Annotated in this window: 15 protein-coding genes; 13 read left to right on the forward strand and 2 right to left on the reverse strand. The window is 75.0% G+C overall.

From position 1 onward, the window contains the following. Nucleotides 1-153 precede the first annotated feature (153 nt). The 8 genes from ACGFZL_RS07265 to ACGFZL_RS07300 all read left to right on the forward strand — a co-directional run bounded on the left by ACGFZL_RS07265 (nt 154) and on the right by ACGFZL_RS07300 (nt 8,392). Nucleotides 154-897 carry a hypothetical protein gene (locus ACGFZL_RS07265; protein ID WP_393689960.1) on the forward strand — a complete coding sequence of 248 codons (744 nt, stop codon included), beginning with the start codon at nt 154-156 and terminating at the stop codon, nt 895-897. A 97-nt stretch (nt 898-994) separates the two neighbouring features. Continuing rightward, nucleotides 995-2,842 carry a glutamine--fructose-6-phosphate transaminase (isomerizing) gene (gene glmS, locus ACGFZL_RS07270; protein ID WP_355167652.1) on the forward strand — a complete coding sequence of 616 codons (1,848 nt, stop codon included), beginning with the start codon at nt 995-997 and terminating at the stop codon, nt 2,840-2,842. A gap of 44 nt (nt 2,843-2,886) precedes the next feature. Further along, complete coding sequence (locus ACGFZL_RS07275) at nt 2,887-3,258, forward strand: holo-ACP synthase (protein ID WP_393689961.1); 372 nt, start codon at nt 2,887-2,889, stop codon at nt 3,256-3,258. Between the two features lie 58 nt (nt 3,259-3,316). After that, nucleotides 3,317-4,768: an NAD(P)H-hydrate dehydratase gene (locus tag ACGFZL_RS07280; RefSeq protein ID WP_393689962.1), complete on the forward strand. Its 1,452-nt coding sequence runs from the start codon at nt 3,317-3,319 to the stop codon at nt 4,766-4,768. Between the two features lie 296 nt (nt 4,769-5,064). Continuing rightward, nucleotides 5,065-6,222, forward strand: a complete 1,158-nt coding sequence (alr, locus tag ACGFZL_RS07285; protein WP_393689963.1) for an alanine racemase — start codon at nt 5,065-5,067, stop codon at nt 6,220-6,222. Nucleotides 6,223-6,328: 106 nt separating this feature from the next. After that, nucleotides 6,329-7,594 (forward strand): alpha/beta fold hydrolase, encoded by a 1,266-nt coding sequence (locus ACGFZL_RS07290; RefSeq protein ID WP_393689964.1) that lies wholly within the window; start codon nt 6,329-6,331, stop codon nt 7,592-7,594. Beyond that, nucleotides 7,560-8,087: a tRNA (adenosine(37)-N6)-threonylcarbamoyltransferase complex ATPase subunit type 1 TsaE gene (gene tsaE / locus ACGFZL_RS07295; protein ID WP_355167662.1), complete on the forward strand. Its 528-nt coding sequence runs from the start codon at nt 7,560-7,562 to the stop codon at nt 8,085-8,087. Before ACGFZL_RS07290 ends, tsaE begins: the two co-directional genes overlap by 35 nt. 143 nt (nt 8,088-8,230) lie before the next feature. Continuing rightward, nucleotides 8,231-8,392 carry a hypothetical protein gene (locus ACGFZL_RS07300; protein ID WP_355167664.1) on the forward strand — a complete coding sequence of 54 codons (162 nt, stop codon included), beginning with the start codon at nt 8,231-8,233 and terminating at the stop codon, nt 8,390-8,392. Between the two features lie 14 nt (nt 8,393-8,406). Here the strand turns inward: ACGFZL_RS07300 and ACGFZL_RS07305 are convergent, their stop codons facing one another. Beyond that, nucleotides 8,407-8,964: a hypothetical protein gene (locus ACGFZL_RS07305; RefSeq protein WP_393689965.1), complete on the reverse strand. Its 558-nt coding sequence runs from the start codon at nt 8,962-8,964 to the stop codon at nt 8,407-8,409. A gap of 110 nt (nt 8,965-9,074) precedes the next feature. On the opposite strand from ACGFZL_RS07305, the gene tsaB reads away from it, so the two are divergent. The 5 genes from tsaB to ACGFZL_RS07330 all read left to right on the forward strand — a co-directional run bounded on the left by tsaB (nt 9,075) and on the right by ACGFZL_RS07330 (nt 12,750). Next, on the forward strand, nt 9,075-9,728 hold the full coding sequence (tsaB, locus tag ACGFZL_RS07310) for a tRNA (adenosine(37)-N6)-threonylcarbamoyltransferase complex dimerization subunit type 1 TsaB (protein ID WP_393689966.1): 654 nt from the start codon (nt 9,075-9,077) through the stop codon (nt 9,726-9,728). A 29-nt stretch (nt 9,729-9,757) separates the two neighbouring features. Continuing rightward, nucleotides 9,758-10,240, forward strand: a complete 483-nt coding sequence (gene rimI, locus ACGFZL_RS07315; RefSeq protein WP_393690194.1) for a ribosomal protein S18-alanine N-acetyltransferase — start codon at nt 9,758-9,760, stop codon at nt 10,238-10,240. Continuing rightward, entirely contained in the window at nt 10,233-11,318 is a 1,086-nt protein-coding gene (gene tsaD, locus ACGFZL_RS07320; RefSeq protein WP_393689967.1) for a tRNA (adenosine(37)-N6)-threonylcarbamoyltransferase complex transferase subunit TsaD, read from the forward strand. The genes rimI and tsaD overlap by 8 nt, the downstream gene beginning before the upstream one ends. Next, the gene (locus ACGFZL_RS07325) at nt 11,315-11,572 is read left to right on the forward strand and encodes a hypothetical protein (RefSeq protein ID WP_393689968.1); all 258 of its coding nucleotides are present in this window, start codon (nt 11,315-11,317) and stop codon (nt 11,570-11,572) included. Before tsaD ends, ACGFZL_RS07325 begins: the two co-directional genes overlap by 4 nt. A gap of 143 nt (nt 11,573-11,715) precedes the next feature. Beyond that, entirely contained in the window at nt 11,716-12,750 is a 1,035-nt protein-coding gene (locus ACGFZL_RS07330; RefSeq protein ID WP_393689969.1) for an LCP family protein, read from the forward strand. Here the strand turns inward: ACGFZL_RS07330 and ACGFZL_RS07335 are convergent. Continuing rightward, nucleotides 12,747-13,919, reverse strand: a complete 1,173-nt coding sequence (locus ACGFZL_RS07335) for a THUMP-like domain-containing protein (RefSeq protein ID WP_407078448.1) — start codon at nt 13,917-13,919, stop codon at nt 12,747-12,749. The genes ACGFZL_RS07330 and ACGFZL_RS07335 overlap by 4 nt on opposite strands. Nucleotides 13,920-13,939 lie beyond the last annotated feature (20 nt).

The raw sequence follows: 13,939 nt of genomic DNA on the forward strand, positions 1-13,939 counted from the left end.
CACCCCGGCCGGAGTCGGACACGGATGATCACGTGGGCGTCACGGTCCGATACCGGGGCGGTGGCCGGTAGATCAACTGTGCGTCACCTGTGCGTAAGGTGCGGGCAAAGCGTGCGGTGATCATCCGCACCCCGGGCAGGAAGAGCCGTCCACGTGAGAAGCACCACCGTCCGCCGCAGCGCCCTCGCGGCCTCCGTCGCCGCCCTCGCCCTCCTCGTCACCGCCTGCGGCGGCTCGTCCGACGACGACGGCAAGGCAGACGAGGGCAAGGCGAAGGCGCTCACCGCCGCCGAGCTGGAGAAGGCCGCCCTGGCCCAGGCGGACGTGAAGAACGGCAAGGTCACCCCGACCGCCAAGTCGGACGACGTCGCACCGGACCAGGTGAAGACCGGAAAGGCCGCGTGCCGGCCGCTCGCCCTCGGGCAGGTCGGCGTGCCTCTGGGCACGCCCGCGACCACGGTGAAGCGGTCCTGGACCGAGACGGCGAAGAAGCCCAGGCACGTGACCGAGGAGAACATCGGCACCGCCCTGGACCTGGACAAGGTCCTGATCACGCTGGCGTCCTACGAGGACGGCGGTGCCGAGGCGGTCATGAAGGACGTCGAGGCCGCGCGCAGCGCGTGTGCGGGCGGCTTCGCGCACACCGTCGAGGGGGTCGAGACGAAGATCCTCAAGGTGGCCGCCGACAAGGCGCCCGCCGGTGCCGACGAGGCGGTCGCGCTGACCCTGACGATCGCGGGCGACGAGGGCGACAAGTTCCCCGCCAAGCTGACCGTCACCCGGAAGGGCTCCACCATCGCGTCCTTCGTCGTCATCAACCTCGGTGCCGCCGCCACCGGCAAGGACTTCCCCTTCCCCGCCGAGATCTCGGACGCCCAGCTGGCCAAGCTCGGCTGACCGCCCGCTGACCGCCCGTGCGTACCCCGGTGGGAATCTCCGATTTCGGGCTCATGCCGCCGGGTTCGTGGCGGAACCTGACCGTAGGCTGCCCGTCATGTGCGGAATCGTGGGATACGTGGGGCCGCAGTCGGCGCTCGACGTCGTGCTGGCCGGCCTGAAACGGCTGGAGTACCGGGGCTACGACTCGGCGGGTGTCGCCGTGCTCGCGGACGGCGGGCTCGCCACCGCCAAGCGCGCCGGGAAGCTCGTCAACCTCGACAAGGAGCTGTCCGAACGGCCGCTGCCGGCCGCGCCCGCCGGCATCGGCCACACCCGGTGGGCCACGCACGGCGGCCCCACGGACACCAACGCCCACCCGCACCTGGACAACGCGGGCCGGGTGGCCGTCGTCCACAACGGCATCATCGAGAACTTCGCGGAGCTGCGCGCGGAGCTGGCGGAGCGCGGGCACGAGCTGGCCTCCGAGACCGACACCGAGGTCGTCGCCCACCTGCTCGCCGAGGAGTTCTCCGGCTGCGGCGGCCTCGCCGAGGCGATGCGGCTGGTGTGCCGGCGCCTGGAGGGGGCCTTCACGCTGGTCGCCCTGCACGCCGACGAGCCGGACGTGGTGGTGGGCGCCCGGCGCAACTCGCCGCTGGTGGTGGGGCTCGGCGAGGGTGAGGCGTTCCTCGCCTCCGACGTCGCCGCCTTCATCGCGCACACCCGCGAGGCCGTCGAGCTGGGCCAGGACCAGGTGGTGGAGCTGCGCCGCGACGGCGTGCGCGTCACCGGCTTCGACGGCGCCCCGGCCGAGGTGCGGCCCTACCACGTGGACTGGGACGCCTCGGCCGCCGAGAAGGGCGGCTACGACTACTTCATGCTCAAGGAGATCGCCGAGCAGCCCAAGGCGGTCGCCGACACCCTGCTCGGCCGCGTCGACGGCGCCGGCTCGCTCACCCTGGACGAGGTGCGCATCCCGCCGGAGGTGCTGCGCGAGCTGGACAAGGTCGTCATCGTCGCCTGCGGCACGGCCTACCACGCCGGCCTCATCGCCAAGTACGCCGTCGAGCACTGGACGCGGGTGCCCTGCGAGGTGGAGCTGGCGAGCGAGTTCCGCTACCGCGACCCGATCCTGGACCAGCGCACCCTGGTGGTCGCGATCTCCCAGTCGGGCGAGACCATGGACACCCTGATGGCCCTGCGGCACGCCCGCGAGCAGGGCGCGAAGGTGCTGGCCATCTGCAACACCAACGGCTCCACCATCCCGCGCGAGTCCGACGCGGTCCTCTACACGCACGCCGGGCCCGAGGTCGCCGTCGCCTCCACCAAGGCGTTCCTCACCCAGCTGGTCGCCTGCTACCTGGTCGCCCTCTACCTCGGGCAGGTGCGCGGCACGCAGTACGCCGACGAGATCCGGGGCGTCGTGCGCGACCTGGCCGGGATCGCCGGGGCGGTCGAGCAGGTCCTGGAGACCATGGAGCCGGTGCGCGAACTGGCCCGCTCCCTCGCCCACAAGAACACGGTGCTCTTCCTCGGCCGGCACGTCGGCCACCCGGTCGCCCTCGAAGGCGCCCTCAAGCTCAAGGAGCTGGCCTACATGCACGCCGAGGGCTTCGCGGCCGGCGAGCTGAAGCACGGGCCGATCGCGCTCATCGAGGAGGACCTGCCGGTCGTCGTGATCGTGCCCTCGCCGCGCGGGCACTCGGTGCTGCACGACAAGATCGTCTCCAACATCCAGGAGATCAGGGCCCGGGGCGCCCGCACCATCGTCATCGCCGAGGAGGGCGACGAGGAGGTCGTCCCCTACGCCGACCACCTCGTCCGCGTCCCCGTCACGCCGACCCTGCTCCAGCCGCTGGTCGCGACGGTCCCGCTCCAGGTCTTCGCCTGCGAGCTGGCGACGGCCCGGGGCAACGAGGTGGACCAGCCGCGGAACCTGGCGAAGTCGGTGACGGTGGAGTGAGGCCGTTGTCTTCGTAGCCATGGCGAGCGCCATAGTGTTCCGGCATGGGCATCATCGGGGTCGGCATCGACGTGGCGGAGATCGAGCGGTTCGAGGCGTCCCTGGAGCGCACCCCGGCGCTGGCCCGGCGCCTCTTCCTCCCCGCCGAACTGCTCCTCCCCAGCGGCGAACGCCGGGGCACCGCCTCCCTCGCCGCCCGCTTCGCGGCGAAGGAGGCCCTGGCCAAGGCGCTGGGGGCGCCGGCGGGGCTGCTGTGGACGGACGCGGAGGTGTACGTCGAGGAGGGCGGGCGGCCGCGGCTGCGGGTGACGGGGACGGTCGCCGCGCGGGCGGCGGTGCTGGGGGTGGCGTCGTGGCATGTGTCGCTGAGCCATGACGCGGGGGTGGCTTCGGCGGTGGTGATCGCGGAGGGCTGAGCCCTGGGGCACTGATCGGGCCGTTCCCCGACCCGCGCTACGGGGAACACTCGACGGCATGCGGACTGCGTACAGCGTGGAGACGGTCAGGACCGCCGAACGGGAGCTGATGGCACGGCTGCCGGACGGGGCGTTGATGCAGCGGGCGGCGGCCGGACTCGCCGCCGCCTGCACGGAGCTGCTCGGCCGGGTGGCCGGGCGGGTCTACGGCAGCCGGGTCGTGCTGCTGGTCGGCAGCGGTGCCAACGGCGGCGACGCCCTGTACGCCGGGGCGCGGCTCGCCCGGCGCGGGGCGGGCGTCACGGCGGTGCTCCTCGCACCGGACCGGGCGCACGCCGGAGGTCTGGAGGCGCTGCGGCGGGCCGGCGGCAGCGTGGTGGACTCCGGGGCCGGGGCGGCGCTGGTCGAGCGGGCCCACCTCGTGCTCGACGGGATCGTGGGGATCGGCGGGAAGGGCGGGCTGCGCGAGGACGCGGTGCCGTTGGCCGAGGCGGCGGCGCGGTCGCGGGCGGGCGTGGTCTCCGTGGACCTGCCGAGCGGGGTGGACGCGGACACGGGGCAGGTGCCGGGGGCCGCCGTACGGGCCGACCTGACGGTGACCTTCGGGGCGCACAAGCCTGGGCTGCTGGTCGATCCGGGGCGGGAGTACGCCGGGTCGGTGCGGCTGGTGGACATCGGGCTGCCGCTGCCCGGGGAGGCGGCGGAGCTGGAGGCGCTCCAGCACGCGGACGTGGCGCGGCTGCTGCCGGTGCCGGGGGTGGAGAGCGACAAGTACCGGCGCGGTGTGGTCGGGATCGCCGCCGGGTCGGCGCGGTATCCGGGGGCGGCGGTGCTGGCCGTGTCGGGGGCGCTGCGGGGTGGGGCGGGGGCGGTGCGGTACGTCGGTCCGGCGGGGGACGCGGTGATCGCGCGGTTCCCGGAGACGCTGGTGTCCGACCAGGGGCCGGCCAAGGCTGGGCGGGTGCAGGCGTGGGTGGTCGGGCCGGGGGCGGGGGACGACGCGGGGACGGTGGCCGAGGTGCTGTCGGCCTCGGTGCCGGTGCTGATCGACGCGGACGGGTTGCGGTTGGCGGAGGTGTCGGCGGTACGGGGGAGGTCGGCGCCGACCTTGATGACGCCGCATGCGGGGGAGGCGGCGGCGCTGCTGGGGGTGAGCCGGGAGTCGGTGGAGGCGGGGCGGCTCGAGGCGGTGCGGGAGTTGGCGTCGCGGTATTCGGCGACGGTGCTGCTGAAGGGGTCGACGACGGTGGTGGCTGCGGCGGAGTCGGGGGCGGTGCGGGTGAACGCCACGGGGACGTCGTGGCTGGCCACGGCGGGGAGCGGGGACGTGCTGTCGGGGTTGGCGGGTTCGCTGCTGGCAGCGGGGCTGTCCGCGCGGGACGCCGGCTCGGTCGGGGCGTATCTGCACGGGCTCGCGGGCCGGCTGGCGTCGGACGGGGCGCCGGTGGGCGCGCATGACGTGGCCGCCGCGATTCCCTTGGCATGGCGGGATGTCAGGGACGCCGGTTGAACGGTGTGCGGCGTGGGCGCTGAGGGCGGGGCGTGGCGCAGCCCGGCGCGACGGGGTGCCGCTGCGCCCACCCGTGCCGCCCCAGCGGCACGATTGCCCGCAGCTACGCGTGGAGGGGGGCGGGTGCGGCACGGCTGCCTGCGGCTGCGCGGGGTGGGGGGCGGGTGTGGCACGACTGCCCGCGGCTGCGCGTGGAGCGGGCGGGACTGTATGCCCCAGGGGCGCGGGGAACTGCGCGACCAGCCACGACGGGCCCGCAGTCGACGGATCGCCCCCTCTGAGACACTGAGGCCACGATGAACGAGACTGGTGGGACTTCGCGGGCCTGGGCCGAGATCGATCTGGGCGCGCTGCGGGAGAACGTACGGGTGCTCAAGGAGCGCGCGACCGGCGCCCAGTTCATGGCCGTGGTCAAGGCCGACGGCTACGGCCACGGCGCCATCCCCTGCGCCCGCGCCGCCGTGGCCGCCGGAGCGACATGGCTCGGCACCGCCACCCCCCAAGAGGCCCTCGCCCTGCGCGCCCAGCCCTGGCTGCCGCCCGACGTGCGCGTCCTGTGCTGGCTGTGGACCCCCGCCGACCCCTGGCAGGACGCCGTCGAGGCCGGCATCGACGTCTCCGTGAGCGGCATGTGGGCGCTGGACGCGGTCACGGAGGCGGCCCGCCGGGCGGAGAAGCCCGCCAGGGTCCAGCTCAAGGCCGACACCGGCCTCGGCCGCAACGGCTGCCAGCCCGGCGCCGACTGGGAGGCCCTGGTCGCCGCCGCCCGCCGCGCCGAGGCCGACGGAGTCCTCCGTGTGACCGGCCTCTGGTCCCACTTCGCCTGCGCCGACGAACCCGGCCACCCCTCCATCGCCGCCCAGCTCACCCGCTTCCGCGAGATGACGGCGTACGCCGAGGACCAGGGCCTGCGCCCCGAGGTCCGGCACATCGCCAACTCGGCCGCCACGCTCACCCTCCCCGAGACCCACTTCGACCTCGTCCGCCCCGGCGTCGCGATGTACGGCATCTCGCCCAGCCCCGACCTCGGCACCTCCGCCGACTTCGGACTCCGCCCCGTGATGCGCCTCGCGGCCTCGCTGGCCCTGGTCAAGCAGGTCCCCGGCGGACACGGCGTGAGCTACGGGCACCAGTACGTCACCCCCGGCGAGACCACCCTCGGCCTGGTCCCGGTCGGCTACGGCGACGGCGTCCCGCGCCACGCCTCCGGCACCGGCCCGGTCCTCGTGGACGGCAAATGGCGTACCGTCGCGGGACGCATCGCGATGGACCAGTTCGTCGTGGACCTCGGCGGCGACCGGCCCGCCGAGGGCGCTCAGGCGGTGCTGTTCGGGCCTGGCGACCGGGGCGAGCCCACCGCCGAGGACTGGGCGCAGGCCGCCGGGACCATCGCGTATGAGATCGTCACCCGGATCGGTCCGCGCGTCCCCCGCGTCCACCTGAACGAGAGCTGACCGATCGTTCGGCGACGCGCATGACTGACACGCATGACTCGCCCGTTCGGGTGAATCAGAAACCAGAGGGGAACCCGGAGAGCGGCCCGGTGGGGAGGTGCGGCAGGTGAGCGAGACCAGCGCGGAGGCCGTGGCGGACGTGGCGGACGTCGCCGTGGCGGCCGTCGCCACCGCCGCGGAGGCCGCCGCGGGCGGCTGGCGCCGTACCACCGGCCTCGCCGGCGCGGCGCTCGGCGTGGTCGCGGCGGGCGCGGCGGCCGGCGTGGCGATAGAGCGCCTCACCGTCGGGCGCGGCATCCGCCAGAAGGCCCGCCTCGCCCTGGACGCGGCCGGACCCTACGGCGGCCTGCGCGGCACCCCCGGCACGGCCCGCGCCGAGGACGGTACCGAGCTGTACTACGAGGTGGACGAGGTGGAGCCGGCCACCGAGGCCGCCCTCGCCCGGCGCCGGCGGCGGCTCTTCGGGCGCCGGGCGCCGGCCCCCGTCACCGTCGTCTTCAGCCACGGCTACTGCCTCAACCAGGACTCCTGGCACTTCCAGCGCGCCGCCCTGCGCGGCGTCGTCCGCACCGTGCACTGGGACCAGCGCAGCCACGGCCGCTCCGGGCGCGGCGTGGCCCAGGCCGGCGGCGCCCCGGTCACCATCGACGAGCTGGGCGCCGACCTCAAGGCCGTCATCGACGCCGCCGCCCCCGAGGGCCCGATCGTGCTGGTCGGCCACTCCATGGGCGGCATGACGGTGATGGCCCTGGCGGACCGCTTCCCGGAGCTGATCCGCGAGCGCGTCGTCGGCGTCGCCCTCATCGGCACGTCGGCCGGCCGGCTCGGCGAGGTCAACTTCGGGCTCCCGGTGGCCGGCGTGAACGCCGTGCGGCGGGTGCTGCCGGGCGTGCTGAAGGCGCTGGGGCAGCGGGCCGAGTGGGTGGAGAAGGGCCGGCGGGCCACGGCGGACCTGTTCGCCGGGGTCATCAAGCGGTACTCCTTCGCCTCCGGGGACGTCGACCCGGCCGTGGCCCGGTTCGCCGAGCGGATGATCGAGTCGACGCCCATCGACGTGGTCGCCGAGTACTACCCGGCCTTCAGCGACCACGACAAGACCGAGGCCCTCGTCCACTTCCGCGGCCTGCCGGTCCTCGTCCTCGCCGGGGTGCGGGACCTGGTCACGCCGAGCGAGCACAGCGAGGCCGTCGCGGCCCTGCTGCCCGACGCCGAGCTGGTGCTGGTCCCGGACGCCGGGCACCTGGTGATGCTGGAGCACCCCGAGCTGGTCACCGACCGGCTCGCCGACCTGCTGGCCCGGGCGGGCGCGGTGCCCGCAGGGGCTACCGTTGGCGGTTATGGAAGCACCGGCAGCACGGCGGGACCCGGCTGAGCCCGCCGCCCCGCAGACCCACCTCACCGTCACCTCGCCCGAGCGGATGCGCGACCTGGGCCGGCGGCTGGCCGCCCTGCTGCGCGCCGGCGACCTGGTGATGCTCAGCGGCGAGCTGGGCGCGGGCAAGACGACCCTGACCCGCGGGCTCGGCGAGGGCCTGGACGTGCGCGGCGCGGTCACCTCCCCGACCTTCGTCATCGCCCGCGTCCACCCCGCCCTCGGCGACGGCCCGCCGCTCGTGCACGTCGACGCCTACCGGCTGGGTGGCGGCCTCGACGAGATGGAGGACCTCGACCTGGACGTCTCCCTGTCCGACTCGGTGATCGTGGTCGAGTGGGGCGAGGGCAAGGTGGAGGAGCTGACCGACGACCGGCTGCACGTGGCGATCGAGCGGGCCACCGGCGACACCACGGACGAGGTGCGGCGGGTGGTGCTCACCGGCATCGGCGCGCGCTGGTCGGCGGCCGGCCTGGACGACCTCGCGGACTGACCGCCACTCGACGCGGTGCGGCCGTCGTCCCGACAGCGCGTCGGGAAGATATTGCGCTCCGGGTCCCGGCCGTGGTCACATGGTATCCAGCTCGTGGTTAGGCATACCTAACCGCACCCGCCCCCGCCGTACAGGAGGCGTCCATGCCGGAGACCCAGCCGCCGCGTCCGACCGAGCCCGCGCCGGCCCGCGCCGCCGTGTCCATGGGCGCCTTGCTCGCGTCCTGCGCCGCCGCGGCAGCGGTCTCCACGCCGCCGCGCGCCCCGGCCGTACCCGCACGGGAGACGCGGCGCGAGGCCGCCTGAGAGACAGGAGCAGGTCAGCGCACGACGACGACCTGCTGCCCGATCGTCGCGAACTGCCACATCGCGGCGCCGTCGGCCCGCGTCTCCCGGATGCCGCCGGTGCGCTCGCCGCGCGCCGGCCGCGCCATGGAGCCGTCCACCGCCGCGCTGAACCCGATCGTCACGTTCTCCACGGTGGTGAACCGCACGACGTGCTCCACCGCCGCGCCGTCGGACCCGGTGACCCGGTTCGAGCGCGAGGTGACCGCGTAGGTGTCGGGGGCGGGGTCGACCGTGCTGGGCGTGACCTTGAAGGTGCGCCGCACCTGTCCGGTGGGGCCGACCAGCCAGACCCGGTCGTCGTCCACCGAGTACACCACCCGTTCACCCCTGCCGGACCCGGCGGGCAGCGCCTCGGGGTGGAGCCGGTCGCGCGGGGCCTTGGAGGCGCCGGGGGCGGGGGAGCCGCTCGCGCGCGGCCCGTCCGGGTTCTCGGGGGCGCCGGCGGCGGACGCCTGGTAGGTGAGGACACCCACCGTCACCAGCGCGGCCGTGGTGAGCCCGGCGACGATTCCGGCGCTTGTGCTTGCCACTGGGACCACCTCGGCGTCGTACGGGCGGGGCTTCCCGGCCGACCGTAGCAGCAGGTGACCGCCCGACCCGGTCGTCCGACACGAGCCCCGCGGCGCCGTAGGCTGTTCGCGTGCTCTTGCTCGCTCTGGATACCGCAACGCCCGCCGTGACCGTCGCGCTGCACGACGGCACGGACGTCATCGCCTCGTCGAGCCAGGTGGACGCGCGCCGGCACGGTGAGCTGCTGCTGCCCGCCGTCGACCGGGTGCTCGCCGAGGCCGGGATCGCCCTGGACGCCGTCACCGGCATCGTCGCCGGCACCGGTCCCGGCCCGTACACCGGGCTGCGCGTCGGCCTGATGACCGCGGACACCTTCGGCCTCGCGCTCGGCGTCCCCGTGCACGGCGTGTGCACCCTGGACGGCCTGGCCTACGCCGCCGACCTGGAGGGCGAGTTCGTGGTCGCCACGGACGCCCGCCGCAAGGAGGTCTACTGGGCCCGGTACGCCGACTCGCGCACCCGGCTCACCGGGCCCGCGGTGGACCGGCCCGCCGACATCGCCGCCGAGGTGGCGGGCCTGCCGGCGGTCGGCGCGGGCGCCCTGCTCTACCCGGAGACCTTCCCCCGGGCGCACGAGCCCGAGCACGTCTCCGCCGCCGCGCTCGCCGCGCTGGCCGCCGAGCGGCTGGCGGCCGGCGAGGAGCTGCCGCCGCCGAGGCCGCAGTACCTGCGCCGGCCCGACGCGCAGGTGCCGAAGAACTACAAGGTGGTCACCCCCAAGTGACCGGGTCCGAGACCGCCGTGCTGCGCGAGATGCGCTGGTGGGACATCGACCCCGTGCTCCGCCTGGAGCGGGAGCTGTTCCCCGAGGACGCCTGGTCGCGCGGGATGTTCTGGTCCGAGCTGGCCCACGCGCGCGGCCCGGGCGCGACCCGCAGGTACCTGGTCGCCGAGACGCCCGATGCCCAGATCGTGGGGTACGCCGGCCTCGCCGCCGCCGGTGACCAGTCCGACGTGCAGACCATCGCCGTCGCCCGCGACCAGTGGGGCACCGGGCTCGGCGGCCGGCTGCTCACCGAGCTGCTGAAGGCGGCGACCGCCTTCGAGTGCGCCGAGGTGCTCCTGGAGTGCCGGGTGGACAACACCCGCGCGCAGCGGCTCTACGAGCGCTTCGGCTTCGAGCCCATCGGGTTCCGGCGCGGCTACTACCAGCCGGGCAACGTGGACGCCCTGGTGATGCGCCTGACCACCGACCAGCCCGTACGAGGAAGCGACAGAGGGACCGACCATGGCTGACGAACCCCTGGTCCTGGGGATCGAGACCTCCTGCGACGAGACCGGCGTCGGCGTGGTGCGCGGCACCACCCTGCTGGCCGACGCCATCGCCTCCAGCGTCGACGAGCACGCCCGGTTCGGCGGCGTCGTGCCCGAGGTCGCGAGCCGCGCCCACCTGGAGGCGATGGTCCCGACCATCGAGCGCGCCCTGAAGGAGGCCGGCGTCAGCGCCCGCGACCTGGACGGCGTCGCCGTCACCGCGGGCCCGGGCCTGGCCGGCGCGCTCCTTGTCGGCGTCTCGGCGGCGAAGGCGTACGCCTACGCGCTCGGCAAGCCCCTGTACGGCGTCAACCACCTCGCCTCGCACATCTGCGTCGACCAGCTGGAGCACGGCCCGCTGCCCGAGCCGACGATGGCGCTGCTGGTCTCCGGCGGCCACTCCTCGCTGCTGCTCTCCACGGACATCACCGCCGACGTCCGCCCGATGGGCGCCACCATCGACGACGCGGCCGGCGAGGCGTTCGACAAGATCGCCCGGGTGCTGAACCTGGGCTTCCCCGGCGGCCCGGTCATCGACCGGTACGCGCGCGAGGGCGACCCGCGGGCCATCGCCTTCCCGCGCGGCCTGACCGGGCCCCGCGACCCGGCGTACGACTTCTCCTTCTCCGGCCTCAAGACGGCCGTGGCCCGCTGGATCGAGGCGAAGCGGGCGGCCGGCGAGGAGGTGCCGGTGCGCGACGTGGCGGCCTCCTTCCAGGAGGCGGTGGTCGACGTGCTGACCCGCAAGGCGGTGCGGGCCTGCAAGGACCAGGGCGTGGACCACCTGATGATCGGCGGCGGCGTGGCCGCCAACTCCCGGCTGCGCGCGCTGGCCCAGGACCGCTGCGCGGCGGCCGGCATCCGGCTGCGGGTGCCGCGGCCCAAGCTGTGCACGGACAACGGCGCGATGGTGGCGGCGCTGGGCGCCGAGATGGTCGCCCGCAACCGGGCCGCCTCCGACTGGGACCTGTCCGCCGACTCCTCCCTGCCGGTGACCGAACCGCACGTGCCCGGGCACGACCACGTCCACGAGGTCAGCAAGGAGAACCTCTACCCGTGACCGTCGCCCTGATGTGGGAGGCCCGCGCCCTGCCGGGCCGGGGCGCCGAGCTGCTCGCCTGGGCCCGCCGCCAGGAACTCCCCGCCACGCCCCTGCGCCGGGAGACGCTGCGCGCCCCGCAGGACCGGGTCCTCGTCCTCACCTGGTGGGACGCGGACCTCGACGCGGACCTGCCCGAACTCCCCGAACCCGACGCCGACCTGGTCACCCGGGCGGTGCACCGCTGGCGGTTCGAGTCGGTGTCCGCCGACTGAGCGGCCCCGCGTTCCGCGCGTCGCCATTCTGAGAATCCCCGCAGAATTCCCCCCGCACCCGCCCACCCGCGAGGAATCGGACTTACGTTCCTTCCTCGGGGGCATCCGGAACAGGACATGACGGGCGGGACGGGGGCGGGCGCATGGCTGAGCGCACCAAGGGCAGCGAGGACGGCACCGGCGGGCGGAAGAGGGTGCTGCGGATCGCGGCCCTCGCCCTGGCGGGCGCGCTGCTGCTCGGCGGGGCGGCGGCGGCCTGGGCGTACCAGCACCTGAACGGCAACATCCGCAGCGTCGACATCGACAGCGCGCTCGGCGACAACCGCCCCGCGCGGCCGACCGCCACCCCCTCCGCCGGGGAGGACCCGCCCCCCTCCGGCCCGCTGAACCTCTTGGTCCTCGGCTCGGACTCGCGCAGCGGCGCCAACGGCAAGCTGGGCGGCGGCGACAGCGAGGGCGCCCGCTCGGACACCGCGATGGTCGTCCACCTCGACGCGGGCCGGAAGGCCGCCACGGTGGTCAGCGTCCCGCGCGACACGCTCGTCGCCCGCCCCGCCTGCCCGCTGGCGTCGGGCGGCACCTCCCGGGCGTCGGACAGCGCGATGTTCAACACCGCCTACGAGCTGGGCGGCCCGGTCTGCGCGGTCAAGACGGTGGAGGCGCTCACCGGGATCCGCATGGACCACTACCTGGAGGTCGACTTCGCCGGCTTCGCCAAGCTGGTCGACACCCTCGGCGGCGTCACCGTCACCACCGACACGGACATCGACGACGACAAGAGCCACCTGCACCTGGACGCCGGCACGCACACGCTGGACGGCAAGCAGGCCCTCGGTCTGGCCCGCACCCGCTACGGCCTGGCCGGCGGCAGCGACCTGGAGCGGATAGGGCTCCAGCAGAAGCTGGTCAAGGCGCTGCTGACCCGGGTCTCCGACGACGGCCTGCTCACCGACCCGACGCGGATGTACCGGGTCGCCGACGCGGTCACCGGCAGCCTCACCACCGACACCGGCCTGGACTCGCTGACCGACCTGGCGAACCTCGGCCGCAGCGTGCGGGGCCTTCAGGCGGACGCGGTGCGCACGGTGACGCTGCCCGTGGTGCCGGCCCCCACGGACCCGGACCGGGTCGTGCCGAAGCAGGCGCAGGCACGCGAGCTGTGGGAGTCCCTCCGTTAGACCGGGTGCCCGATGAGCATCGTCGGCGCCCCCGCGACCCGGGTCAGGAACACGGTCGCCGCGTGCGGCCCCTCGGGCCTCACCTTCCGGCGCAGCTCCTCCGGCTCGACCGCCGAGCCCCGCTTCTTCACGGTCAGCACGCCGACGCCCCGCTCCCGCAGCAGCGCCTTCAGCTTCTTGACGTTGAAGGGCAGCAGGTCGGTGATCTCGTAGGCGGTGGCGTACGGGGTCGGGTGCAGCGCGTCGGCGGTGACGTAGGCGATGGTCGCGTCGAGCAGCCCGCCGCCGACCTGGTCGGCCACCTCGGCGACCAGGTGGGCGCGGATCACGGCGCCGTCGGGCTCGTAGAGGAAGCGGCCGGGGGTGCGGACCGGCGGGTCGGGCAGGTGCCGGGAGAGCAGGCCGCGCGGGCCCGGCAGCAGGGTGGCGCGCACGGCGCCGGGCCCGGTGCCGAACCAGAGCACGGCCTCCTTGACGTCCCCGCCGTCGGAGATCCACTCGGCCTCGGCGTCCTCGGGCACCGCCTCGTGCGGGATGCCGGGCGCCACCTTCAGCGCGGCGGCGCGGGGCGCCGTACGGGCGGCGGCGACGGCCCAAGAGAGCGGCGGTGAGTACGCCTCGGGGTCGAAGATCCGGCCCCGCCCGCCGCGCCGCGCGGGGTCGACGAACACGGCGTCGTAGCCGCTCGTGTCCACCTCCGTCACATCGGCCTCGCGCACCTCGATCAGGTCGGCGAGCCCGAGCGCCTCGGCGTTGGCGCGGGCCGCCGCCACCGTCACCGGGTCGCGGTCCACGGCCAGCACGCGGATGCCGGCCCGGGCCAGCGCGAGGGCGTCGCCGCCGATCCCGCCGCACAGGTCGGCCACGGAGGTCACCCCGAGGTCGGCGAACCGCCGCGCCCGGTACGTCGCGACACTCGCCCGCGTGGACTGCTCGACGCCGTTCGGCGTGAACCACATCCGCTCGGCGTCCGCGGCCCCGAACTTCGCCGCCGCCCGCTGCCGCAGCCGCGCCTGCCCGAGCGCCGCCGACACCAGCTCCGCCGGGTGCGTGCGGCGCAGCCGGGTGGCGACGGCCAGCTCGCGCGCCGGGTCGGTGCCGCGCACCTCGGCGAGGAGGGCGCGGCCTTCGGGGGTGAGCAGGGCGTGGAGGGCGTCGAGGTCGTTCACCGGCTCATTGTGGGCCAGTC

It is taken from the genome of Streptomyces sp. NPDC048182 (assembly GCF_043202555.1).
Taxonomy (GTDB): Bacteria; Actinomycetota; Actinomycetes; order Streptomycetales; family Streptomycetaceae; genus Streptomyces.

Coding starts and splice junctions, on each gene's coding strand:
- ACGFZL_RS07330 (WP_393689969.1), top strand. CDS start 11,716: ATGGCTGAGCGCACCAAGGGCAGCGAGGACGGCACCGGCGGGCGGAAG.
- rimI (WP_393690194.1), top strand. CDS start 9,758: ATGCGCTGGTGGGACATCGACCCCGTGCTCCGCCTGGAGCGGGAGCTG.
- tsaD (WP_393689967.1), top strand. CDS start 10,233: ATGGCTGACGAACCCCTGGTCCTGGGGATCGAGACCTCCTGCGACGAG.
- ACGFZL_RS07300 (WP_355167664.1), top strand. CDS start 8,231: ATGCCGGAGACCCAGCCGCCGCGTCCGACCGAGCCCGCGCCGGCCCGC.
- glmS (WP_355167652.1), top strand. CDS start 995: ATGTGCGGAATCGTGGGATACGTGGGGCCGCAGTCGGCGCTCGACGTC.
- alr (WP_393689963.1), top strand. CDS start 5,065: ATGAACGAGACTGGTGGGACTTCGCGGGCCTGGGCCGAGATCGATCTG.
- ACGFZL_RS07275 (WP_393689961.1), top strand. CDS start 2,887: ATGGGCATCATCGGGGTCGGCATCGACGTGGCGGAGATCGAGCGGTTC.
- tsaE (WP_355167662.1), top strand. CDS start 7,560: ATGGAAGCACCGGCAGCACGGCGGGACCCGGCTGAGCCCGCCGCCCCG.
- ACGFZL_RS07280 (WP_393689962.1), top strand. CDS start 3,317: ATGCGGACTGCGTACAGCGTGGAGACGGTCAGGACCGCCGAACGGGAG.